This window comes from Enterobacter sp. BIDMC 30 (assembly GCF_000534355.1).
Classification (GTDB): Bacteria; Pseudomonadota; Gammaproteobacteria; order Enterobacterales; family Enterobacteriaceae; genus Enterobacter; species Enterobacter ludwigii.
Genome location: NZ_KI973169.1, coordinates 1,164,415 through 1,187,479, shown reverse-complemented (window position 1 = coordinate 1,187,479; position 23,065 = coordinate 1,164,415). Strand labels below are relative to the sequence as shown.

Here is a 23,065-nt window from a genome sequence, read left to right as displayed (position 1 = left end):
GTTGTTATTCCGCTGAAAGTGGACAGCGGTAGAAATGCGATTCTGCTGTTAGCAGAGGCTCCAAAGTTGCGAATCATAGCATAAGGCGGACGCGGAGGATGCGCCAGAGATGTAAAAGATGTGTATAGAGGAGTGTGTTATATCCTCACCTCCGCCCTGTCACAAAGGACGAGGACGGAGTGAGGAGAAAAGTACGTATTAGCGACCGCCGCGAATCAGGCCGCCCATACCGCGTCGTTCCATGAAGGCAGCCACCTGATGACGCACTTCGGCGGCCAGCTGCGCTTCAAGACTGCGTTCAGCCAGCTCGCGGGCATCCTCAATATCGATATGCCGCAGCAGGTACTTCACGCGGGCAACCGCACGGCCGTTCATGGAGAGGTGGCGGTACCCCAGCCCAATCAGGATTGCAACGCACATCGAATCCCCGGCCATTTCACCACACAGGCGCAAATCAATATCGTGCTGTTCGGCTTCTCGCGCGATCATCGCTAACGCCCGGATCATCGCAGGGTGCAGGCTGTCATAGATGCTGGCAACACGCGTGTTGTTACGGTCGACGGCCAGAATATACTGCGTCAGGTCATTGGTACCGACCGAGATAAAGTCGACACGGTTAGCCAGCTGCGGCAGCATAAAGACCATTGACGGCACTTCAAGCATCACCCCAATTCGTGGTTTGGGGATCGCATAGCCAATCATCTCTTCGACTTCACGACCGGCACGCTCAATCAGACGCCGCGCCTCGTCAATCTCATCAATGCTGGTGACCATCGGCAGTAAAATGCTGAGGTTACCCGTCGCCGCATTCGCGCGCAGCATGGCACGCACCTGGATCAGGAAGATCTCAGGCTGATCGAGCGTAATGCGTATCCCACGCCAGCCCAGGCACGGGTTTTCCTCACTGATCGGCATGTACGGCAGCTGTTTATCTGCCCCGACATCAAGGGTGCGCAGGGTGACCGGTTTGTCGTTAAACATCTGCAGCATGCCCTGATACTGCGCGACCTGCTCCTCTTCAGAGGGAAAGCCACTTTGCAGCATGAACGGGATTTCGGTGCGGTATAAGCCGATACCGTCGATGCGGCTGCCGAGCTTCTCTTCATGCTCGGGGCTTAAACCTGCGTTGAGCATGACTTTGATTCGCTCGCCGCTTTTGAGCTGCGCGGGCAGATTAACGTCATCCTCTGCCAGCTTGCTTAATTCATTCTCTTCGCTGATAAGGCGCTGGTATTCCTGAAGCAGAACCGGCTCAGGATCAACCAACAGCTCACCGCGATAACCGTCGACCACCAGGGTGCGTCGGTGCAGCACCGATGGCTGGATATCCGCCCCCATAACGGTGGGAATTCCCAGCGCGCGCACCATAATGGCCGCGTGCGAGTTCGCCGCGCCATCACGTACCACCACGCCCGCCAGGCGGTCATGAGGCAGTTCAGCCAGCGTTGTCGCGGAGAGTTCATCGGCAACCAGCACAAAACGTTTTGGCCAGGCATTCGCGCCCTGAATAGTGTCATCAAGATGGAACAGTAAACGCTGCCCCAGGGCGCGTAAATCACCGGCCCGCTCTTTCAGGTAACCGTCGGTCAGTGCCGCAAACTGCTCGGCAAATTTTTCGATGACCTTTTTAACCGCCCACTCCGCAACCGCACCTTTGTCGACTTCGTCAAAAAGCTCGCGGCGCAGACGTGCATCGGAGAGAAGGTGCGAGTAAAGGTCAAAAATGGCCGCCGTCTCTTTTTGCGCCCCAGCGGCAAAGCGCTTGCTGTAGCGACGAAACTCATTCGACGCCTCTTCCAGCGCGGCGGTGAGACGCTCACGCTCAAGCGCTTCATCAAGCGTTGAGGCTTCGTACACTTGCTCCATCAACGGCAGAGTGGCATCCATCCAGCCTTCGGCGATAGCGACGCCCGGCGACGCCGGAAGCGCGCGAATACGCGTATGGCGGTACTGACCAAACAGTGCCGTCAACTGGGACTGGGAGAGGATCGCGGCCATCTGCGTGGCCAGTGTGACGAGGAAAGACTCTTCGCTTTCATCGTACTGACGCAACTCACGCTGCTGTACCACCAGCACACCAAGCAGCTGACGGCGCTGAATAATCGGCACACCCAGGAAGGCGCGGAAACGATCTTCTTTTACGGAGGGGATATATTTAAAGCTGGGGTGTTTTTGCGCGTCGGCAAGGTTGATAGGTTCGGCGAGTCGCCCAACCAGACCAACGATACCTTCATCAAACGCGAGCGTTACGGTGCGTCCACGTGGCTTTTTCAAACCACGGGTCGCCATCAGGTAATAGCAACGCCGATCGTGGTCGGCCAGATACACCGAACAGACTTCGGTCTCCATCGCAAGACAGATGTCGGTAACCAGAATGTTCAGCGCCTCATTCAGACGCGGCGCACTGGCCACCTTCTCGACTATTTCTCGCAAGCGGGTGAGCATGATTTGCGTAGCTTAACCTCTTTTACGTCGCCAGGCAGGTGCGCTCTGCGGCTTAGGCGGGATCTCCTGAAGCTGCATGACAACACTTGCGAACTCTTTCATCACCCTACGGTAAACATCGCGTTTAAATGACACGACCTGACGAACAGGATACCAATAGCTCACCCAACGCCAGCCATCAAATTCCGGCGTACTGCTGGTTTGCATATTGATATCTGAATCGTTGCCCACCAACTGCAGTAGAAACCATTTTTGTTTCTGGCCGATACAAACCGGCTTTGTGTCCCAACGCACCAAACGTTTCGGTAACTTGTAACGCAACCAGTTGCGGGTCGAAGCCAGGATGCGAACATCTTTTCGGCTTAAACCAACCTCTTCAAACAGCTCCCGGTACATCGCTTGTTCTGGGGACTCTCCCGGGTTGATCCCGCCTTGCGGGAACTGCCAGGAGTGCTGACCATATCGACGGGCCCACATCACCTGGCCCTGACGATTACAAATTACTATTCCTACGTTCGGGCGGTAGCCATCGTCATCAATCACCGGACTACCCCAAACTAAACCTTATATATGAATGATTGTTTCACACTACAGGGAGGCGGTAAACCACTCTCTTACAGGGCTGCAACCTAATAACATTTGAATAACTCACAAATACAGGCAGAGTTATAAACAGATGAGCAGCTCTGAGGGGAATTTTATTCACCTTTTCTGTGGATATAGTTGTGAAGAAGTGTCTGATTACCGATGAACAACCTCAGCCGCCGTCAATCTCCCTCCATTACCAATAAAAAATAAAATCATTATTTTCATAAAGTTAATCGTCATAAAACCGACCCACACCGCTTAAGCGTGACGATCATCACATCAGGGATCGTTGTGCTGATGAAAGATCGAACAGCGTCGGTTTTATCCACAGATTGTGCCAATAAGTTAGGCACAATTTGTTTGAAAATTGGATTTTCGTCCCACGTCAAGGCTGTAAATTGAAACAGTAGTCAGGGTTATGCCCAGTTATCCCACTTTTCTGTGGATAACATGGTGTAAGATCCTGTTCATTGTCAGTGACCAGAATTGAACAACCGAATTTTTGTCCTTCGCCATCCATTTTTAGCGTACTAAAAAAACCTATAAATCATACACATGGCATATTCGTACAGAAAAAGTTAAACTCTATCCACAGGGGACAATTTCTTAGTGTATTTTTTAATCAAAAGGTTACCTTCATGCATTCGCTTTTACCCTTGCTTTCACCGCCGTCCAGCGAAACCCAGTTGCTACAGCAGGCGCAGCGTCTGGCTGGCTTTTCGCTTGGCGAGCTGGCGGCAATGGCTGGCCTGCCGATCCCTCAGGATCTGAAGCGGGATAAAGGCTGGATCGGCATGCTGCTGGAGCTGTGGTTGGGTGCAAGCGCAGGGAGTAAACCGGAGCAGGATTTCGCCGCCCTGGGCGTAGAGTTAAAAACCATTCCCATCGATAGCCTTGGGAAGCCCCTGGAAACGACATTTGTCTGCGTTGCACCGTTAACCGGGAATACCGGTGTGACGTGGGAAACCAGTCACGTTCGCCATAAACTGAAGCGCGTGCTTTGGGTTCCCGTAGAAGGAGAACGTCAGATCCCGCTGGCTGAACGCCGGGTTGGCGCACCGCTGTTGTGGAGTCCGGATGAAGATGAAGAGCATCAGCTGCGTCTGGACTGGGAAGAGCTGATGGATATGATTGTCCTCGGTCAGGTTGAGCGCATCACCGCCCGACACGGAGAGGTGTTACAGCTGCGGCCAAAGGCGGCGAACAGTAAAGCGCTCACGGAAGCAATCGGTGCCCGGGGCGAGCCGATACTGACATTGCCACGCGGTTTTTATCTCAAAAAGAACTTTACCGGGGCGCTCCTTGCTCGCCATTTCTTACTCAAAACGTAGTTTTTTACTTATTTTGAGAGCTCTCAAACATAATCACCTGGTTTTTAAGATTTTACCGCTTCCTCCTGTCGAAATATCGGGTTATTACTACACTATGATTTGATACGAGCCAGGTGAGGACGATAACGATGAAAAAATGGGCAGTGTTAATTTCAGCAGTCGGATTAGCGTTTGCAGTATCGGGCTGTAGCAGCGATTACGTGATGGCGACAAAAGATGGCCGGATGATCCTGACAGACGGCAAGCCGGAAGTCGATGATGACACCGGCCTGGTCAGCTATCGCGATCAGTCCGGGAATAAAATGCAGATCAATCGCGACGAAGTCTCGCAAATTATCGAGCGATAAACAGAGAGAGGTCAGTACCTTGCTGGCCTTTTTGATTTTTTTCTTCCCCTTTTGCTTCCCCTCTGCCATGTTTATATTCCTTTGTCGGGAGGTTCCTGACGCGGTCTACATGTCTATTGAAGGAAGCCGGCTATGCATTATCACCGTATCCCCCACAGCTCTCTGGAGATAAGCCAACTGGGGTTGGGCACGATGACATTTGGTGAACAAAACAGCGAAGCCGATGCCCATGCACAACTCGATTATGCCGTCAGCCAGGGCATTAACCTGATTGATGTCGCAGAGATGTACCCTGTTCCTCCACGCCCGGAAACGCAGGGGCTTACCGAAACCTACGTCGGCAACTGGCTGGCAAAACGCGGCAATCGCGAAAAACTGGTTGTCGCCTCGAAAGTCAGCGGCCCTGCGCGTAACAGCGATGCCGGGATCCGCCCAAACCAGATCCTCGATCGCAAGAATATCCGTGCCGCGCTGGATGCCAGCCTGAAGCGTCTGCAAACCGATTATCTTGATCTCTACCAGGTACACTGGCCGCAGCGTCCAACCAACTGCTTTGGTAAGCTCGGCTACAGCTGGAACGAAAGCGCTCCCGCCGTTACGCTGCTTGAAACGCTGGAAGCGCTGACCGAATGCCAGCGAGCGGGCAAAATCCGCTACATCGGTGTGTCTAACGAAACGGCTTTTGGCGTTATGCGCTACCTGCACCTGGCTGATAAACACGATCTGCCGCGCATTGTCACCATCCAGAACCCCTACAGCCTGCTCAACCGCAGTTACGAAGTGGGTCTGGCCGAAGTGACGCAATATGAAGAGGTTGAGCTGCTTGCCTATTCCTGCCTGGGCTTTGGTACGCTGACGGGTAAATACCTGAACGGTGCGAAGCCAGCCGGCGCGCGTAATACGCTCTTCAGCCGCTTTACCCGCTATAGCGGCGAGCAGACTCAGAAAGCCGTCGCGGCCTACGTTGATATTGCGAAGCGTCACGGGCTCGATCCTGCCCAGATGGCACTGGCCTTCGTACGCCGTCAGCCGTTTGTGGCCAGCACCCTACTGGGCGCAACGACGATGGAACAGTTGAAAACCAACATTGAGAGTTTCCATCTGGACCTGAGCGAGGACGTGCTGGCGGAGATTGAAGCGGTGCATCAGGTTTATACCTATCCGGCACCGTAAAAAAAACAAAACGGCAACCTCTGTTGCCGTTTTTAATGTTTGCACCCGCTTGTGAAAAGGCGCTGAAGACGATCCGAATCAGCGGCGGCGCTGCCAGACCCACAAGCCGGCAATCGCCAGCGCGAACAGTCCACCGAACCCGACGCCAATCCCCACCACCGGCGCGCCGGCTTTAACCGCCAGCGAATACAGGCCCAGCATCAGCAGCATCGCCAGGTTTTCACCGAGGTTTTGTACCGCAATAGCATTGCCCGCCCCGACCGTCTGCTTGCCACGCTCCTGTAATAGCGCATTCAGCGGCACCACGAAGAAGCCCCCCAGAATACCAATCAGGATCAGCAGTACGTAGGCTGGCAATAACGCGTGTTGCAGCGCGAAAAAAAGCACCGCAACGCCAATCAGGATCCCTGCCGGCATGCAGCGAGCAACGGTGTCGAGCGTCACCAGTTTTGCCGCTGCCCCCGCGCCCACCACAATCCCGATCGCCACCATCGCATTAAGGTAGGTTGGCGTCGCGTTGTCCGTGATCCCCAGCGCCACCGGCACCCACAATACCAGCAGGAAGCGCAGCGTAACGCCGGCGCCCCAGAACATACTGGTGCCCATCAAAGAGAATCGTGTTTCACCGTTACGCCACAGCACGCGGCAGGCATCGAAGAAGCTGCCGGTCATCGGCTTAAAGCGCCACGATTGCCCCGGACGCGCCACCGGCAGTTTCGGAATAAACAGGTTAGCGACTACCGCGCCACCGTACACCACGGCACACACGCCGAGAGCCGCCAGCACGTGCCAGTCAGCGAGGACACCGCCTGCGACGGAGCCAAGCAGGATTGCCGCAATGGTGGAGGACTCCATCAGCCCATTGGCTTTCACCAGCTTATCACCGGTGGTCAGCTCCCCGAGGATGCCATACTTCGCCGGGGAGTAGGCTGCCGCGCCAATGCCGACCAGCGTATAGCCAATAAACGGATTGAAACCAAAACAAATGCTGGCGGCTCCCAGCAATTTCAGGCCGTTGGCAAACATCATTACCCGGCCTTTCGGGAAGCTGTCCGCAACCTGTCCGACAAACGGTGCAAAGATAATGTAAGCGCCCACAAACACCATCTGCAGAACCGGCTGACTCCAGTCGGGGTAAAACTCAGCCTTGAGCAGTGCCAGCGTGGCAAAAAGCAGCGCGTTATCGCCAAAGGCGGAAAGGAACTGGGCGGCAATCACCGCCATCATGCCTTTTGAGCGCAGAGAGGTGTTAGTGTGTACTGACTCACGCATTATGTTGTTCCGCCTGTTCAACCATGCCCTTGAGGGTCACGAAGTCGGGCTTACCGCTGCCGAGCACCGGAAGCTGTTTCAGGTAGCGAATATCACGAGGTACCGCCAGCTCCGGGATGCCGTGCTCGCGGGCATAGCTCAGTAACTGGTCGCGCTTAAGCTCGCTGTCGGTGGTGAACAGCACCAGCGCCTCGCCTTTACTTGCATCACTCTTCACAACCGTGGCATGCATCTTGTCGGCGGAGACGCCCGATGCCAGCTGTTCAACCATCTCAAGAGAGACCATTTCACCCGCAATCTTGGCAAAGCGTTTTGCACGCCCCTGGATCTGCACAAAGCCTTGCTCATCGAAACGTACAATATCGCCGGTGTCGTACCAGCCCGTTTCAATCTCGCCATTAACGTTTTCTGCGGTCGGTGCTTCCAGCACACCGGGGTTTTCCACGCGCAGATAGCCGTTCATCACGTTTGGCCCTTTCAGCTGCAGACGGCCGCCGTCTTCAATACCAGGCACCGCCAGCAGACGAGCATCCAGCCCAGGCAGAATTCGGCCTACTGTCCCCGGCTTCGCCGCCATTGGCACGTTGATAGAGACCACCGGCGCACACTCTGTCACGCCATACCCCTCGAGGATGCGCAGACCAAATTTGTCCTGCCAGATCTGTCGCGTGCTCTCCTGCAGTTTTTCCGCGCCAGCAACCACGTAGCGCACGCGGAAGAAGTCATACGGATTGGCGAAACGCGCGTAGTTCCCGAGGAAGGTTGAGGTTCCAAACAACACGGTACAGTTACGGTCATACACCAGCTCCGGCACAATGCGGTAATGCAACGGGCTTGGATAAAGGAAGACTTCGGCACCGGTCAGCAGCGGCGTGAAAAGCCCCACCGTCAGACCAAAAGAGTGGAACAGCGGCAGCGCTGACATAAACCGGTCTTTCGCGGTAAAGTCGGCAATGCTTTTGATCTGCTCAACGTTCGCCAGAATACTCTTGTGACTGTGGACGACGCCTTTCGGGTTGCCTTCAGAGCCAGAGGTGAAGAGGATAATCGCGTCGTCTTCCGGCTGCTGTTTCACCTGGGCCAGACGCGGCATCAGCAGATGAGCAAAAATCCACAGTTTGTCGCCTGTCGTCACGTCCGCTTTAAGATCTTCCAGGAAGACCCAGCGTACCTGGGTAAGCTGTTCAGGAAGATGCCACAGTTTGCCTTTGTCGAGGAACTGGCGGGAGGTAAAGACGGTTTTGATTTGCGCTGCCGTGATGGCACTGGTCAGCCCTTTCACGCCCGCCGTGTAGTTCATCATCGCCGGAATACGGCCACGGGAAACGGCACCAAAAATCACCGCCGCACTGATGCCTGCGTTGGGCAGCATCAGGCCAATCTTTTCGCCCTGCTGACTGTACTTCTCAAGAATACGGCCCACGAACAATGTTTTGGTCAGCAGCTTGCGATAGGTATCCGGGGTAAAGTTGATGTCTTCGATGCAGTTTTTCTTCGCGCCGTAGCGGTGCTGTGCCGACAGCAGGGATTCATACAGCGTCTCGCGCGGGCGGACCGCCATACGCGCTTCCATCATAATCTGGTGCAGCATCTCCCCGGCAATTTTACGGCGATCGCGTGCACGGGGTGCGTCAGGCATCGGTAACGACGTTGGCGGCAGGATATGCAACGTAATTTTTGGGAACATGCGCTGCTTTACCAGCCCTTTCAGACGGCTGAAATAGGAGCGCTCCGCCCCTTCAATACGCAGTGGCACCACGGTTGCTTTTGACTTCGCCGCGACAAACCCGGCGCCGTCGTAGATTTTCATCAGTGAACCGGTCACCGAGATGCGCCCTTCCGGGAAAATAACCACCGGACGCCCCTGCTCTACCAGACGCACCAGATGTTTAATCATCATCGGTTTGGTCGGGTCGAGCGGCACAAAATCAATCAGCGGCGTGAGCCAGCGCATGTACCACTGCTGGCTGATGGAGGTATAAACCGCAAACACCGGACGCACGGGCAGAAATAGCGCCAGCAGAATGCCGTCGATAAAGGAAACATGGTTTGGTGTGATAAGAACGCGTTCGCCGCGAAGCGCCTGAGCATCGCCAGTGACGCGAATGCGGAAGAGAATACGGAAGAGTGTACGGAAGAACCCAAAAAGCATCTCAACTCCCTTTGCCAGCCAGTGTGAAGGGTTGATAGTAAATGGTGGCAGATTACACGAGAAGTGATACGGGAGCGACTGCAAAGTTGAGGCGAAAAAAAACCTGCGCATCCGCGCAGGTTGGTGCAAGAGAAGAGTACGAAACCGTACTAAGAATTCTCACCAATCAATACCTCTGGGATCTCGACTCTATCAATCTCCCCCTCATCCTCGCCATCGGACAATCGCAACAGCCTGAGGCAAAGTGTAACTAAAGGTTCAGATTGACATTATTCAGACATGACTGCCCGTGTAACGATTACACGGCCAGGGTTGTGCTGCGTCACGTTTGTGGAGGGCGAACCCCCGCGCCCCTTGAATGCACGGCGCTTTTCCGCAACACTATTTCGTGTGTAAACGCTTACCCCCACTAAGAAGGTATGTAATGGCGACAATAAAGGATGTGGCCCGTCTGGCTGGTGTTTCCGTGGCGACCGTCTCGCGCGTGATTAACGACTCCCCTAAAGCCAGTGACGCATCACGCCAGGCGGTGCAAAACGCCATGGAATCATTGAATTACCATCCGAATGCCAACGCCCGCGCCCTTGCCCAACAGTCTACTGAAACCATCGGACTGGTGGTGGGCGATGTGTCTGACCCGTTTTTCGGCGCCATGGTAAAAGCGGTTGAACAGGTTTCTTATCAGACCGGCAATTTTCTGCTGATCGGCAATGGCTATCACAACGAACAAAAAGAACGCCAGGCTATCGAACAGCTGATGCGCCACCGCTGCGCTGCGCTGGTTGTTCACGCCAAAATGATCCCCGATGCTGAACTCATTCATCTGATGAAGCAGATCCCCGGCATGGTGATCATCAATCGAATTATTCCCGGTTTTGAGAAACGCTGCGTGGCACTCGACGACCGCTACGGCGCCTGGCTTGCTACCCGCCATTTGATTCAGCAGGGCCATACCCGCATTGGTTATCTCTGCTCCAATCACCCGATTTCCGATGCCGAAGATCGCCTGCAGGGCTACTACGATGCCCTGCGCGAAAACGGTTTGCCGTGTAATGACCGGCTGGTGGCCTACGGCGAGCCAGATGAGAGTGGCGGCGAACAGGCAATGACAGAGCTGCTGGGGCGTGGACGGAATTTCACGGCGGTTGCCAGCTATAACGACTCGATGGCCGCCGGGGCAATGGGGGTGTTAAATGACAACGGAATCGAAGTGCCGGGAGAAATTTCACTCATTGGCTTTGATGATGTGCTGGTGTCCCGCTACGTGCGTCCCCGCCTGACCACGGTACGTTACCCGATTATCACAATGGCAACGCAGGCTGCGGAGCTGGCACTGGCGCTGGCCGAACAACGCCAGCCACCGGATATCACCCACCTGTTCAGCCCCACCTTAGTCCGCCGTCACTCTGTAGGTTCGCCAGCAGAAGCGGGAGAGGAATAGCGATACAGATGTACCGTTTTGTTCGGGTATTCGAGCGCATCGCCAATGTACTGCCAGCCGTAACGTTCGTAGAAGCCGCGGCAGGCAGACCACAGATGCAGTTCGTGATACCCGGCCTGTGCGGCATAGGCGATAACATGCTGCTGCAGTTTTCCCGCCAGTCCGTTACCACGCGCCGCTTCATCAACGTACAGCGCAGCCAGCCACGGACAAAGATCCTGTCGGGTGATTAAATCGCAGCGCCAGATCCCGACCGTACCCAGAAGCTGTTCGCCCTCCAGAGCAATAAAGGTCAACGGTAACGCGCCCGGCGTCTGGCTATGTTCAATGATGCTCTGGAAAAACGCCCGCGTAAGCCCGTCACCGAACGCCTGCCAGATCCAGTCAGTTACCTGTTCCGCATACTGAGGCGCGGCATAGAGAGGCAGAATAGTCACACCAGCTTCCCCTGAAACACGGGCACAGATTCAAAAAGATAACCGTCAAAATCCGGCGCATCTTCATCGGAGAGTTCAAGTAAACTCTTTTTCACATTTTCCAGATGCTGGAACATCGCCTGCCAGGCGCCCATCACGTCACGACGACGAAGCGCCGCGAGGATAGTTTGCCTGTCGCCCAGCCATTTCAGGCGGTATGCACGGCTGGCGATATGCCCATTGAATTGCTGCCACAGCGGGCTGCTGTCCATGTGGTGCCAGATACTCTCTACCGTTGCCAGCAGCATCTGGTTTTGCGTTGCCCCCGCCAGCACCAGGTGAAACATTTTATTGTTGTCCTGGCTGTTATCGTTGGCGGCAATGGCGCGCTGCTCCTGCTCAATAATACGGCGCAGATTGTCGATGTCTGCGCGTGTCGCCATTTTGGCAGCAAACGCGGCGATGTTGCTTTCGAGGAGCTGGCGCGCCTGCAGGATCTCAAAGGGGCCGACGTCGCTGTTCAGAAAACGTTCTTCTTCGTTTTCGTGTTCTTCAGGAATGCGCATCACATAAACGCCAGACCCCTGGCGGATATCCACCGTGCCCTGCAGCTCCAGCATCAGCAATGCCTCACGCACGATGGTACGGCTTACGCCGTACTTCTCAGCAATATTTCGCTCGGGCGGCAGACGGGAACCTACGGGATAGTGCCCCTGGATAATTTGCGCCCGTAAATCCTCGCCAATTTCCTGGTACTGTTTTTTTTCCGGCAGGATGACAGCCTTATCCACGTTTTCACCTGTTTTTTCAGTTAATGCGCAGGCCGGGCGTCCTCCCGGCCAGTTTGTGCGCTATTTTACCAGAACCAGCATGGTTTTCGCTTACTTCCATTCATCATCGACCGGGAGCGTGAGCGCGCGCGCATCGCGCAGCTGCCGGAACCAGCTCGCCGACCTTTTCGCCCGCCTGGCGCGATTGTTATCGAGATCGATCTCAATCAGCCCGTAGCGATTTTTGAAGGCGTTCATCGGCGATACGTTGTCCGTGAAGGCCCACAGCATATAGCCATGACAGTTTGCCCCCTCCTCCCGCGCCAGCAGCGTGTAATAGAGGTGCTCGCGAATGAACGCAATGCGGTACTCGTCGTCAATGACCCCGTCACTGTTGCGAAACTGCGCTTCGTTCTCCACGCCCATCCCGCTCTCCGCCACGAACCAGTCGATGTTGCGGTAGTCATTTTTTATCCGCATCGCCATATCGTAGATAATGCGGGGGTAGATTTCCCAGCCGCGGGATTTATTCATTCGCCGTCCTGGCAGTTCGAACGGTTCGTAGTAGTACGCCGGGTGGAACGGTGTCTCCGGGTGCCAGGCACGAGACGGCGCTTTCACCCGATGCGGGTAATAGAGGTTTATCCCCAACTCATCGACGGTGTTCTGCGCAATCAATTCCAGCTCTTCTGCGGTGTAGTCCCACGCCACCTGATGCTGTTCCAGCAGCGTAAACAGTTCTGGCGGGTAGCGCCCGTGCACCAGCGGATCGAGAAATACGCGGTTATAGAACAGATCGTACTTCTCTGCGGCGTTAACATCGTGCGGCGCGCACGAGCGAGGATAGGTGACTTCGGGGTTGAGAATACAGCCAACCGAGCCAGGGTACCCTTTGGCGCGAAACAGCTGTACAACCTTTGCCGTCGCCAGAACCTTATGGTGGTTCCACTGCATCCATTTACCGGTATTCTGCTCGTAGGGCCAGCGCAGCGCATCGAGATAAACGCGGGTCTGTACCACGATCGGTTCATTGAAGGTAAACCAGCGGGTGACTTTACCGTGGTAGCGTTCAAAGACTTTTTCCGCATAGCGGACAAACAGGTCGACAACCTGCTTTGAAGCCCAGCCGCCGTAAGTGTCAAGCAGCACGCCCGGCAGCTCGTAATGCTCGAGGCAGATCATCGGCTCAATACCCTGACGGTGCATCTCATCGAACAACGCGTCGTAATAGGCGGCGTACTCCTCGTCCACCGTCACTTTTTCATAGTCGGTTAAAAAACGTGACCAGTTAATCGAGGTTCGGTAGTGCGTCAGCCCCGCCTGCTTCATCAGCGCCACATCCTCACGAAAGCGGTTGATAAAGTCGGTCGCCACCGCCGGGCCATAGCCGTTGTGCCAGACGTGACGATCGTTTTTGTACCAGAGATCGATCCACGAATCCTGCCCCGCCTTTTTGCCGCACCAGCCTTCGGTTTGCCAGGCTGACGCGGCCGCGCCCAGAATGAAATCCTGCGGAATGGTTATCTGTTTTGTCGTCATCACATCCTCATGCATTGTCGGTCGCCTGTTGCAGTGCGGCCTGTTCGGCACGTCGTGAAGCAATCTTCACAAACGGCAGGTAGATAATGACGGCAGTCACAATGCAGATAAGCTGAGTGATGACCGCCCCCATCGATCCGGCGGTGGAGAGCCAGGCGTTGATCAGCGGCGGCGTGGTCCACGGCACCATTACCACGGCTTTACCGGCAAAGCCGGTCACAGTGGCAAAGTAACCGATAGAGCCGGTCACCAGCGGCGTGATAATGAAAGGAATGGCGAGGATCGGGTTAAGCATGATTGGCATGCCGAAGATCACCGGCTCGTTGATATTAAAGAGCCCCGGACCAATGGAAAGCTTGGCGATCTCTTTCATCTCTTTGCGTTTGGTGGCAATCATGACCGCGATCAGCAGGCCGATGGTCAGCCCCGACCCGCCGATGCTCATGTACACATCCCAGAACGGCATGGTGATGATATTCGGCACCTCTTTGCCCTGCTCAAAGGCGCTCATATTAACGGTGATGGCGCCTAACAGCAGCGGCTCGCGGATCGGTTTGATCATCTGGTTGCCGTGAATACCAATCACCCAGAAAAGCTGTGCGACAAACATCAGCAGCAGAATGCCCGGCAGGCTTTGCACCACGCGCTCCAGCGGCTGTTGCACCACCTGATAGACCGCGTCATAGAGATACATGCCGGTGAGTTGATGGAAGACGAAACCCAAAGTGGCAATCGCGGTAGTGGTGATGATCGCCGGGATCAGCGCGGAGAACGATGCCGCCACGTTTGGCGGTACGGTGTCCGGCATCCTGATCTTCAGCCCCTTGCGGTTTTCCAGCCAGCAGTAAATTTCTACCGACAGAATCGCGATAAACATGCCGAGGAACAGGCTGCGGGTATCAGAGAACTGACGCAGCAGCACGTCTTTCACCACGTGCATTTCACCATCCACCAGCATCTCGACGGTGGTCGGCGTCACGCAGATAAAGCAGATCACCGCCAGCAGGCCAGGGAATAAGGATTTGATCCCGTTGATGCGGCCCAGTTCGATGCCGATTAAGAACACCGCGCCAATGTTAAGGAAATTCAGGGTGGCGTAATTGAGCGCGCTGGTGATGGGTTTTAGCGTGGCGAGAAAAGAGAGGGACTGGAAGCTCGCCAGGCCATTTTTCGGATCCAGTACCATATTGGAGATCAAGACAGAGAATGCCCCAACGATGATGACCGGCATTAAGGTAATAAAGGCAGACTTGATCGCCATGATATAGCGATAACTGTTGAATTTTGTGGCAAAACTGCCCAGAGCGTCGATCAGTTTTTCCTGTAATGCCATAGGGTAATACCTCAGTAAAAGGGCTTTTATTGGATAAGGTGTACAGCCGGATACTATTGGCATACCAAAAATAGCTTCATGTCTGGTTTTGTTCTGTGATTAAGCTCTCAACGACGTAACAGGTATTCCAAAATGCGGTTTATATCGATTTTGGCATACCACTTAAAACCCGGTATTTCGAACTGACCGATCGTTACCTAAAAGCGTGATCGTGCTGGAAGTTTTGCCCTTTCCGCATCGCTTATGCACCGGATGGTCTGTGTTAAACTGCAGATCGTTACGTGGAATCAGGAATGTCTAATGGCAACAATGCTGGATGTCTCATTGCGCGCGGGCGTGTCGAAAGCCACGGTATCGCGCGTGCTGAACGGCACAGGTCAGGTTAAAGAGAGTACGCGTCAGCAGGTGTTTAATGCGATGGAAGAGCTGGGCTACCGCCCAAATTTTCTCGCGCGTTCGCTGGCGAACCAGACCAGCAACAGCATTGGTCTGGTGGTCTCTACCTTTGATGGTTTTTACTTTGGTCGTCTTCTTCAGCAGGCCTCCCGGCAGACGGAAACCCACGGCAAACAGCTGATCGTCACGGATGGTCACGACGCCCCGGAGCAGGAAGAGCAGGCGGTACAAATGCTGGCCGATCGCAAATGCGATGCCATCGTGCTTTACACCCGCTACATGAGCGAAAAAGCGATCATGAAGCTGATCCATTCGGTGCAAACCCCGCTGGTGGTCATCAACCGTGAAGTCAGCCAGGCGCCCGATCGCTGCGTGTTCTTCGAACAGCAGGATGCCGCCTTTAAGGCCGTGGATTACCTGATCAACCAGGGCCACCGGGAGATCGCCTGTATCACCGTCCCGATCCACACGCCAACCGGTAAAGCGAGGCTGATGGGCTATCGTAAAGCGCTGGAAAAGCACGGCATTCGTCTGGACGAGCGGCGGATTAAGTATGGCGATGCGGGAATGACGCGAGGATATGAGCTCTGCAAAGAGCTGATTGCCGACGGTATAGCGTTTAGCGCTCTGTTTGCCTGTAACGATGATATGGCGCTGGGTGCGTCCAAGGCGCTACACCAGGCGGGGCTGCGGATCCCACAGGATATTTCCCTGTTTGGCTTTGACGATGCCCCATGCGCGAAATGGCTGGAGCCAGCGCTCTCGTCGGTTTATCTGCCTATCGACAATATGATCGTTACGGCTATCGATCAGGCGATCCGGCTGGCAAAAAACCAACCGGTCGACGCGATCCCGCCGTTCACCGGTACGCTGGTATTACGCGACTCGGTCACGACGGGGCCGTATTTCACTCAGACGAGTTCCAGCGCCAGCAGCTCCTGAATGGTCTGGCGGCGGCGGATCAGCCGCGCCTTGCCGTTATCAAACAACACTTCTGGCAGCAGCGGGCGGCTGTTGTAGTTTGAGGACATTGACGCCCCGTACGCACCGGTATCGTGCAGCACCAGATAGTCGCCTGGTTTGACTTCCGGCAGCGCGCGGGTTTCCACTTTCCCCCCTTCCTGCTGGGTAAAGACATCACCAGACTCACACAGCGGGCCCGCGACAACCGTCTCGATACGCGGCGCGTGAGTTAAATCGCGGCCATCGGCAGCCAGAGCCGAAATGTGGTGATAGCTGCCGTACATTGACGGGCGCATCAGATCGTTAAAGCCGGCGTCAATCAGCACAAAGTGGCGCGAGCCCATCTCTTTCACGCTGCGAACCTGCGCCACCAACACCCCGGATTCAGCCACCAGGAAACGACCCGGCTCAATTTCCAGCTTAACGGCATGACCAAGATGCGCGGCGACCTGGTCACGCGCGGCGCTCCACAGGCCGTAATAGTGATCGGTATCGATCGCCTCTTCCCCTTCACGGTATGGAATGGAAAGACCGCCCCCGGCGGAGATCGCCTCCAGATCCTGACCAGACTCGATCACCTGGCGCACCATTGCGCCACAAACCTGCTCAAGGTGCGCGTAATCCACACCGGAGCCGATGTGCATATGAATGCCCACCAGCTTCAGATTGTAACGCTGCAGTACGTCCAGGGCAGCGGGCATATCGGCATACCAGATACCGTGCTTGCTGTTTTCGCCGCCGGTATTGGTTTTTTGGCTATGACCGTGACCAAAGCCAGGGTTCACGCGCAGCCAGACGCGGTGGCCCGGAGAAACCTGCCCAAGCTGTTCCAGCATATCCACGGACCCGGCGTTTACCGGCACCTGTAGCTCATGGACGCGAGCAAGCGTGGCGTCGTCGATCACATCGGCGGTAAACACAATCGCGTCAGGATCGGTTTTCGGATCAAACCCGGCCGCCAGCGCGCGCTCAATCTCCCCCAGGGAGACGGAGTCGACCTTCACACCCTGCTCACGCATCAGACGCAGAATGTGGATATTGGAGCACGCCTTCTGGGCAAAACGCACCACGTCAAACTGATGCAGGGCAGCAATCTTCTCGCGAACAATCTGCGCGTCGTAGACCCACACCGGACAGCCAAACTCGGCAGGCAGGCGTAGCAGGTTTTCGGCATTCAAATCAGTATCAGTCTGGTTAAGCGGGCGTGGCATGGTCTTTCTCCGGGGTGATATTTTTTTATGATTACGCCACAGCAGGAAGAGAATAAAAAATATCGTTTTATCGCGAGTCTATGCAAAAATGATATGGACAGTTCTTTGTATTCAGGTGACCTATGCCCGCCGTCAATTTACGCCATATCGAGATTTTTCACGCCGTGATGACCACGGGCAACCTCACCGAGGCTGCGCAGATGCTCCATACCTCGCAGCCAACGGTCAGCCGCGAGCTGGCGCGATTCGAGAAAGTGCTGGGACTGAAGCTGTTCGAACGCACCCGGGGAAGGCTTCACCCGACGGTACAGGGGCTGCGCCTGTTCGAGGAAGTGCAGCGCTCATGGTACGGGCTGGACCGCATTGTCAGTGCGGCGGAAAGCCTGCGCGAGTTTCGGCAGGGCGAGCTATCGATTGTCTGCCTGCCCGTCTTTTCACAGTCTTTTTTGCCGACGCTGCTCCAGCCTTTTCTGGCCCGATATCCGGAGGTGAATCTCACGATTGTCCCGCAGGAGTCACCGCTGCTCGAGGAGTGGCTCTCCGCACAGCGCCATGATTTAGGCCTGACCGAAACCCTCTCTACGCCCGCGGGAACGGAACGCACGGAACTGCTCTCTTTAGATGAGGTGTGCGTGCTGCCAGCCGGGCACCCGCTTGCCCGCAAGCAGATTCTGACGCCAGCGGATTTTCACGGTGAAAACTACATTAGCCTGTCACAAACCGACAGCTACCGGCAGCTGCTGGATTCACTTTTTGCCGAGCATCAGGTGAAGCGCAGGATGGTGGTCGAGACCCACAGTGCGGCCTCCATTTGCGCCATGGTGCGCGCCGGGGTGGGCGTTTCGGTGGTGAATCCACTGACGGCGCTGGATTACGCCGGGCGCGATATTGTCATCCGCCCGTTTAGCCTGTCAGTCCCGTTCACCGTGAGCCTGATCCGCCCCCTCCATCGCCCGGTCTCAGCGCTGGTGGAGGCGTTTACGGAGCACCTGATAGCCCATGCCCGTCAGGTGGCGCTTCGTTTATCCGATCGGCAAAGTTTATGACAGCATAAACTCCACGGCATCGGCGGCATGAATCGCGGCGGTATCGAAGACCGGAATCGGGCTTTGCTCAACCGGCACCAGTAAACCGATTTCCGTACAGCCAAAGATCACCCCTTCCGCCCCCTGCTGCGCGAGTTTTTCAATCACGCTGACGTAATATGCCCGGGATGATTCGCTAAAGGTGCCGAGGCAGAGTTCATCAAAGATAATCTGGTTGATGCGGGCCCGGTCTGCCTCATCCGGGATCAGGCTTTCAATGCCAAACTGGCTGCTCAACCGACCGCGGTAAAAATCCTGCTCCATGGTGTAGCGCGTTCCCAGCAGCGCCACACGACGTAATCCGGTTGCGGTGATAGCCCGCCCGGTTGCATCAGCAATGTGCAGGAAGGGCAGCGAACAGCGCGCTTCGATATGGGACGCGACTTTATGCATGGTGTTGGTACAGAGCAAAATCCCCTCTGCTCCCGCACGCTCCAGCCCCAGCGCGGCCTCGGCCAGTATTTCACCGGCTTTATCCCATTCACCGCTCGACTGGCAGGCTTCGATTTCATGGAAATCTACGCTGTGCAGCAGCAGGCTGGCAGAATGCAGGCCCCCCAGACGTTGCTTCACCCCTTCATTAATCAGGCGGTAATAGGGGATTGTCGATTCCCAGCTCATCCCCCCTAACAGGCCGATCGTTTTCATCATCCCTCCTTATGTGTTTGTCCCAGTGAAGCAAACTTGTGATCGTGTTTCCAGTTCTTTGTCACGTCGTTTCTTTTTAACCCATGATGATATAAATTAAATGAAACATTGTTTTAATACACTCCGGGGTGACGATATGTTTATTTTCCACAACGAGACCACGCTTGACGATCTGGGGAACGGCGTGACGCGCCGTATTCTTGCCCATGGCGGTAAAATGATGGCGGTGGAGGTGAATTTTGAACAGGGCGCGACAGGCCCACTGCATAACCATCCTCATGAACAGTTAACCTATGTGCTGTCCGGCGAGTTTGAGTTCACGATTGGAGATGAAAAACATGTGGTGACGGCCGGGGATACCCTCTACAAAAAGCCACATGTGATGCACGGCTGCGTGTGTCTTAAACCCGGCACGCTGCTGGATACCTTCACGCCGGTACGTGAGGATTTTTTGAAATAAAAAAAGGGCGCTGATGACAGCGCCCTTCTCGTCTGCGTTTTTTATTCCGTTACAGGCTCGACCAGAGGATTGCGGCTGAGCATGGCCTCACGCAGTAATACGCTGCCACAGGCAAACAGCCCGCCCAGCAGTCCCGCCAGGATCACAATCAGGGCTTTGCCCGGACCGTCTTTTTTCACCGGCATGGATGGAGAGAGCTGATACTTGAACGGTTCAAGTTTGACGTCTTCGACAGACAGCTTTTTCAGCTGCGCCAGGTAGTATTCCCGGTTCTGGAAGTCTGCGTTCAGCTCAGCGATGTCCTTGAGATTTTTTTCAATCTGCAGTTTTTGCGCGATACCGTCGGCACCGAGCGCGACGGAGTAATCCGGATCGTCTTTAACCGCCTGACCGTTGCTGTAGACCGGCTTTTTGATACCCGCCGCGTTGGCCACTTCCAGAGAATAGTTAAGACGCTGCAGATTGGTGTTGTGCACATTCGTCAGACGTACCCGATCCAGCTCCAGCTGTTGCTCCACCACTTTGGTTTTCAGGGTGATCTGGTTACGGATATTCTCCATGGTTTCCTGCTCAACAATCTGCGAGATGTAATCCACGTAACCTTTAAGAACCGTTTGCGCATCCCCCGCCGTCGGCGCGGTGAAGCTCAATGTCCACGAGACGTACGGCGCTTTATCCGCGTCTTTTGCCAGGGTGTTATCTACCGCTTTCATCTTTTCGGAGATATTGACCACCGCACGATGCAGCTCAAGCGGATCCACGTCAGTGCCTTCCAGCTGTGCCATCACGTAAGGTGAGGATTTCATGTACTCCTCAAGCAACGACTGCGACTGGAACTTTTTAATAAACTGGTTAAACACGTCCGGACGGGTAATTTTCACGTCCACGTCGAGCACCTGCAGGGCCACCATCATCTGGCGCAGCGGGTTCCACTGCGTCTGTTCCGCCGGTGTGATCACCGCTTTACTGGTCCATTTTTGTGGCAGTAAGAACGCGATGGCCAGTCCAACCAGTGCGAATGCGAAGGCAATCACGACGATACGTTTTTTTGCCGCCAGAAGAACTTCTAACAGTCCCAGAAGGTCAATTTCTTTGGAACTGACTGCCGGGGCCGCGTAATGGGGGAAGTCGAGATCCGTATTTTTTTTGAAATCCATTGCTGACATAGCCATTCTTCTTTTGAGGGTGCAGACCATTTCTGCCTGATTGGTTACAGTGGTCCGATGATACAAGAAAGTAAGAATTATCTGAACGAAAGAATGATCCAGCTGTAGACCTGCTATCAGAATTAGTAGTTAGTTTCTCCACGGTATTGTCTTTATTAATCATCCGGTTCTTTCCGCCCGACCTCCTCTCTCTTCTTTGAACGCCTGAAATAGCGCAAAAATGCCATCCTCATCACCTTATTGAAACACCGTTTCGACTTTGATCACATTTCCGCTATTAAGCGAATGACGCAGAAACAAATAGCAATAATATAAAATAAAACGGCGTTTTATTATCCAGGAACACGAGTTCTACCGTATTGAAACCCAGGCGTTTGGCTCAACGATGAAATAGAAAAAAGTCTTATAAAACAAAGTTAAATGAAGTAACCGTGACACGTATTACCCAGAACATCGCCGTTCAGGCTCGGTTTCGACAGCCTGAAAGGTTGTTACAGATGCAGATTCCGTTTTAAACCATTGATTACCAGGTAGGTAAGTATGAATGAAAACAAGCTGCTGGGGCTCGCGTGGATATCACCCTACATCATTGGGTTGATACTCTTTACGGCTTTCCCCTTCGTCTCATCGTTTTTCCTGAGTTTTACGGATTATGACCTGATGAGCCCGCCGGTATTTAACGGCATTGAAAATTATCGCTACATGTTTACGGAAGACACGCTCTTCTGGACATCAATGGGAGTGACGTTTGCGTATGTATTTCTGACTATCCCCCTGAAGCTCGCCTTTGCATTAGGGATTGCGTTTGTTCTGAACTTTAAATTACGCGGTATTGGATTCTTCCGTACCGCCTACTATATTCCGTCGATCCTCGGCAGCTCCGTGGCCATTGCTGTTTTGTGGCGCGCGCTCTTTGCCATTGATGGTCTGCTGAACAGCTTTATTGGCGTATTTGGTTTTGACCCGGTGAACTGGCTGGGTGAGCCCTCGCTGGCCCTGATGTCGGTCACCCTGCTGCGCGTCTGGCAGTTCGGTTCCGCGATGGTCATCTTCCTGGCCGCGCTGCAAAACGTACCGCAGTCGCAGTATGAAGCGGCGATGATCGATGGGGCATCCAAATGGCAGATGTTCACGAAAGTGACCGTGCCGCTGATCACGCCGGTGATTTTCTTCAACTTCATTATGCAGACCACCCAAGCGTTCCAGGAATTTACTGGACCGTATGTCATTACCGGCGGCGGGCCAACGTATTCCACTTACCTGTTCTCACTCTACATCTACGACACCGCGTTTAAATACTTTGACATGGGTTACGGCGCAGCACTGGCGTGGATCCTGTTCCTGGTGGTGGCCATTTTTGCCGGTATCGCCTTTAAGTCATCGAAATATTGGGTGTTCTACTCCGCCGATAAAGGAGGCAAAAATGGCTGATATCCAACAACTTTCCACGGCGAGGACGATTGCCGAGCGTGAAGTCGCCCGCACGCTGCGCAGAGAGAAAATTAACGCCGCTGTGCGCTACGTGATCCTGCTGTTTGTCGGCCTGCTGATGCTTTATCCGCTGGTGTGGATGTTCTCGGCGTCGTTCAAACCGAACCACGAGATTTTCACCACTCTCAGCCTGTGGCCTGCCCATGCGACCTGGGACGGTTTTGTGAATGGCTGGAAAACCGGTACCGAATACAACTTCGGCCATTACATGCTGAACACCTTTAAGTATGTGATCCCGAAAGTGATCCTGACCATTATCTCCTCCACCATCGTGGCGTACGGCTTTGCGCGCTTTGAAATCCCGTGGAAGAAATTCTGGTTCGCCACCCTCATCACCACCATGCTGCTCCCCAGCACCGTGCTGCTGATCCCGCAGTACCTGATGTTCCGTGAAATGGGCATGCTCAATAGCTATATGCCGCTGTACCTGCCGCTGGCCTTCGCCACCCAGGGGTTCTTCGTCTTCATGCTTATCCAGTTCCTGCGCGGCGTGCCGCGTGACATGGAGGAGGCGGCGCAAATTGACGGCTGTAACTCGCTTCAGGTGCTGTGGTACGTGGTGGTGCCGATCCTGAAACCGGCCATTATCTCCGTCGCCCTGTTCCAGTTCATGTGGTCAATGAACGACTTTATCGGGCCGCTGATTTATGTCTACAGCGTGGATAAATACCCGATAGCACTGGCGCTGAAAATGTCCATCGACGTCACCGAAGGGGCGCCGTGGAACGAAATTCTGGCAATGGCGAGCATCTCCATTCTGCCATCCATCATTGTCTTCTTCCTGGCACAGCGCTACTTCGTCCAGGGCGTCACCAGCAGCGGAATTAAAGGTTAAGAG

Annotated in this window: 20 protein-coding genes and 1 pseudogene; 10 read left to right on the top strand and 11 right to left on the bottom strand. The window is 54.7% G+C overall.

What is annotated here, in order from left to right; all coding sequences use genetic code 11:
• Positions 1-198: 198 nt before the first annotated feature.
• Together ptsP and rppH are read right to left on the bottom strand one after the other, a co-directional pair.
• Complete coding sequence (gene ptsP, locus L466_RS16565) at positions 199-2,445, bottom strand: phosphoenolpyruvate--protein phosphotransferase (protein ID WP_014171450.1); 2,247 nt, start codon at positions 2,443-2,445, stop codon at positions 199-201.
• Positions 2,446-2,457: 12 nt separating this feature from the next.
• Entirely contained in the window at positions 2,458-2,988 is a 531-nt protein-coding gene (gene rppH, locus L466_RS16570; protein WP_013098553.1) for an RNA pyrophosphohydrolase, read from the bottom strand.
• 463 nt (positions 2,989-3,451) lie between these two features.
• On the opposite strand from rppH, the pseudogene L466_RS23910 reads away from it, so the two are divergent.
• From L466_RS23910 to L466_RS16585, 4 genes and pseudogenes are all read left to right on the top strand, one after another.
• Positions 3,452-3,517 (top strand): annotated as a pseudogene (locus L466_RS23910) (hypothetical protein); the annotation flags it as partial.
• A 154-nt stretch (positions 3,518-3,671) separates the two neighbouring features.
• Positions 3,672-4,364 carry a DNA mismatch repair endonuclease MutH gene (gene mutH, locus L466_RS16575; protein ID WP_032678891.1) on the top strand — a complete coding sequence of 231 codons (693 nt, stop codon included), beginning with the start codon at positions 3,672-3,674 and terminating at the stop codon, positions 4,362-4,364.
• 128 nt (positions 4,365-4,492) lie between these two features.
• On the top strand, positions 4,493-4,711 hold the full coding sequence (locus tag L466_RS16580; RefSeq protein WP_020883776.1) for a YgdI/YgdR family lipoprotein: 219 nt from the start codon (positions 4,493-4,495) through the stop codon (positions 4,709-4,711).
• Positions 4,712-4,843: 132 nt separating this feature from the next.
• Entirely contained in the window at positions 4,844-5,884 is a 1,041-nt protein-coding gene (locus L466_RS16585; RefSeq protein ID WP_032680366.1) for an NADP(H)-dependent aldo-keto reductase, read from the top strand.
• Positions 5,885-5,962: 78 nt separating this feature from the next.
• Here L466_RS16585 and lplT read toward each other — a convergent pair whose 3' ends face one another.
• Positions 5,963-7,156: a lysophospholipid transporter LplT gene (gene lplT / locus L466_RS16590; protein WP_032680365.1), complete on the bottom strand. Its 1,194-nt coding sequence runs from the start codon at positions 7,154-7,156 to the stop codon at positions 5,963-5,965.
• Positions 7,149-9,308 (bottom strand): bifunctional acyl-ACP--phospholipid O-acyltransferase/long-chain-fatty-acid--ACP ligase, encoded by a 2,160-nt coding sequence (gene aas, locus L466_RS16595; protein WP_032680364.1) that lies wholly within the window; start codon positions 9,306-9,308, stop codon positions 7,149-7,151. Before aas ends, lplT begins: the two co-directional genes overlap by 8 nt.
• A gap of 424 nt (positions 9,309-9,732) precedes the next feature.
• Between aas and galR the strand changes: the two genes are divergently transcribed.
• Positions 9,733-10,749 (top strand): HTH-type transcriptional regulator GalR, encoded by a 1,017-nt coding sequence (galR, locus tag L466_RS16600; protein WP_020883772.1) that lies wholly within the window; start codon positions 9,733-9,735, stop codon positions 10,747-10,749.
• Here galR and L466_RS16605 read toward each other — a convergent pair.
• From L466_RS16605 to L466_RS16620, 4 genes are all read right to left on the bottom strand, one after another.
• Positions 10,710-11,186: a GNAT family N-acetyltransferase gene (locus L466_RS16605; protein WP_032680363.1), complete on the bottom strand. Its 477-nt coding sequence runs from the start codon at positions 11,184-11,186 to the stop codon at positions 10,710-10,712. The two genes, galR and L466_RS16605, sit on opposite strands and share 40 nt — an antisense overlap.
• Complete coding sequence (locus L466_RS16610) at positions 11,183-11,956, bottom strand: GntR family transcriptional regulator (RefSeq protein ID WP_014171459.1); 774 nt, start codon at positions 11,954-11,956, stop codon at positions 11,183-11,185. Before L466_RS16610 ends, L466_RS16605 begins: the two co-directional genes overlap by 4 nt.
• Positions 11,957-12,046: 90 nt before the next feature.
• Positions 12,047-13,474 (bottom strand): glycoside hydrolase family 1 protein, encoded by a 1,428-nt coding sequence (locus tag L466_RS16615; RefSeq protein WP_032681948.1) that lies wholly within the window; start codon positions 13,472-13,474, stop codon positions 12,047-12,049.
• Positions 13,475-13,481: 7 nt separating this feature from the next.
• A complete protein-coding gene (locus L466_RS16620) occupies positions 13,482-14,807 on the bottom strand; it encodes a PTS sugar transporter subunit IIC (RefSeq protein ID WP_020883770.1) in 1,326 nt (441 codons plus the stop codon).
• Positions 14,808-15,107: 300 nt separating this feature from the next.
• On the opposite strand from L466_RS16620, the gene L466_RS16625 reads away from it, so the two are divergent.
• Positions 15,108-16,145: a LacI family DNA-binding transcriptional regulator gene (locus tag L466_RS16625; protein WP_032678896.1), complete on the top strand. Its 1,038-nt coding sequence runs from the start codon at positions 15,108-15,110 to the stop codon at positions 16,143-16,145.
• Here L466_RS16625 and lysA read toward each other — a convergent pair.
• Positions 16,115-17,377 (bottom strand): diaminopimelate decarboxylase, encoded by a 1,263-nt coding sequence (lysA, locus tag L466_RS16630; RefSeq protein WP_032680362.1) that lies wholly within the window; start codon positions 17,375-17,377, stop codon positions 16,115-16,117. The genes L466_RS16625 and lysA overlap by 31 nt on opposite strands.
• A gap of 122 nt (positions 17,378-17,499) precedes the next feature.
• Here lysA and L466_RS16635 point away from each other — a divergent pair, with 122 nt between their 5' ends.
• Positions 17,500-18,423, top strand: a complete 924-nt coding sequence (locus L466_RS16635) for a LysR family transcriptional regulator (protein ID WP_014171464.1) — start codon at positions 17,500-17,502, stop codon at positions 18,421-18,423.
• On the opposite strand, the gene L466_RS16640 is transcribed toward L466_RS16635, so the two are convergent.
• Complete coding sequence (locus L466_RS16640) at positions 18,418-19,110, bottom strand: aspartate/glutamate racemase (protein WP_032678900.1); 693 nt, start codon at positions 19,108-19,110, stop codon at positions 18,418-18,420. The two genes, L466_RS16635 and L466_RS16640, sit on opposite strands and share 6 nt — an antisense overlap.
• A 136-nt stretch (positions 19,111-19,246) precedes the next feature.
• Here L466_RS16640 and L466_RS16645 point away from each other — a divergent pair, with 136 nt between their 5' ends.
• The gene (locus L466_RS16645) at positions 19,247-19,570 is read left to right on the top strand and encodes a cupin domain-containing protein (RefSeq protein WP_020883766.1); all 324 of its coding nucleotides are present in this window, start codon (positions 19,247-19,249) and stop codon (positions 19,568-19,570) included.
• A 41-nt stretch (positions 19,571-19,611) separates the two neighbouring features.
• On the opposite strand, the gene wzz(fepE) is transcribed toward L466_RS16645, so the two are convergent.
• On the bottom strand, positions 19,612-20,736 hold the full coding sequence (gene wzz(fepE) / locus L466_RS16650) for an LPS O-antigen length regulator Wzz(fepE) (protein WP_032670189.1): 1,125 nt from the start codon (positions 20,734-20,736) through the stop codon (positions 19,612-19,614).
• Between the two features lie 540 nt (positions 20,737-21,276).
• Here wzz(fepE) and L466_RS16655 point away from each other — a divergent pair.
• Both L466_RS16655 and L466_RS16660 read left to right on the top strand, forming a co-directional pair.
• Positions 21,277-22,167: a carbohydrate ABC transporter permease gene (locus L466_RS16655; RefSeq protein ID WP_014171468.1), complete on the top strand. Its 891-nt coding sequence runs from the start codon at positions 21,277-21,279 to the stop codon at positions 22,165-22,167.
• The gene (locus L466_RS16660; RefSeq protein ID WP_025203331.1) at positions 22,160-23,062 is read left to right on the top strand and encodes a carbohydrate ABC transporter permease; all 903 of its coding nucleotides are present in this window, start codon (positions 22,160-22,162) and stop codon (positions 23,060-23,062) included. The genes L466_RS16655 and L466_RS16660 overlap by 8 nt, the downstream gene beginning before the upstream one ends.
• The last annotated feature ends 3 nt before the right edge of the window (positions 23,063-23,065 follow it).

Excerpts from the sequence above, each read along its gene's own strand:
- L466_RS16635 (WP_014171464.1), top strand. The coding sequence starts at position 17,500 with ATGCCCGCCGTCAATTTACGCCATATCGAGATTTTTCACGCCGTGATG.
- L466_RS16615 (WP_032681948.1), bottom strand. The coding sequence starts at position 13,474 with ATGACGACAAAACAGATAACCATTCCGCAGGATTTCATTCTGGGCGCG.
- L466_RS16620 (WP_020883770.1), bottom strand. The coding sequence starts at position 14,807 with ATGGCATTACAGGAAAAACTGATCGACGCTCTGGGCAGTTTTGCCACA.
- L466_RS16580 (WP_020883776.1), top strand. The coding sequence starts at position 4,493 with ATGAAAAAATGGGCAGTGTTAATTTCAGCAGTCGGATTAGCGTTTGCA.
- L466_RS16645 (WP_020883766.1), top strand. The coding sequence starts at position 19,247 with ATGTTTATTTTCCACAACGAGACCACGCTTGACGATCTGGGGAACGGC.
- galR (WP_020883772.1), top strand. The coding sequence starts at position 9,733 with ATGGCGACAATAAAGGATGTGGCCCGTCTGGCTGGTGTTTCCGTGGCG.
- L466_RS16585 (WP_032680366.1), top strand. The coding sequence starts at position 4,844 with ATGCATTATCACCGTATCCCCCACAGCTCTCTGGAGATAAGCCAACTG.
- ptsP (WP_014171450.1), bottom strand. The coding sequence starts at position 2,445 with ATGCTCACCCGCTTGCGAGAAATAGTCGAGAAGGTGGCCAGTGCGCCG.
- lysA (WP_032680362.1), bottom strand. The coding sequence starts at position 17,377 with ATGCCACGCCCGCTTAACCAGACTGATACTGATTTGAATGCCGAAAAC.
- L466_RS16660 (WP_025203331.1), top strand. The coding sequence starts at position 22,160 with ATGGCTGATATCCAACAACTTTCCACGGCGAGGACGATTGCCGAGCGT.
- mutH (WP_032678891.1), top strand. The coding sequence starts at position 3,672 with ATGCATTCGCTTTTACCCTTGCTTTCACCGCCGTCCAGCGAAACCCAG.
- aas (WP_032680364.1), bottom strand. The coding sequence starts at position 9,308 with ATGCTTTTTGGGTTCTTCCGTACACTCTTCCGTATTCTCTTCCGCATT.
- L466_RS16655 (WP_014171468.1), top strand. The coding sequence starts at position 21,277 with ATGAATGAAAACAAGCTGCTGGGGCTCGCGTGGATATCACCCTACATC.
- L466_RS16640 (WP_032678900.1), bottom strand. The coding sequence starts at position 19,110 with ATGAAAACGATCGGCCTGTTAGGGGGGATGAGCTGGGAATCGACAATC.
- L466_RS16625 (WP_032678896.1), top strand. The coding sequence starts at position 15,108 with ATGGCAACAATGCTGGATGTCTCATTGCGCGCGGGCGTGTCGAAAGCC.
- lplT (WP_032680365.1), bottom strand. The coding sequence starts at position 7,156 with ATGCGTGAGTCAGTACACACTAACACCTCTCTGCGCTCAAAAGGCATG.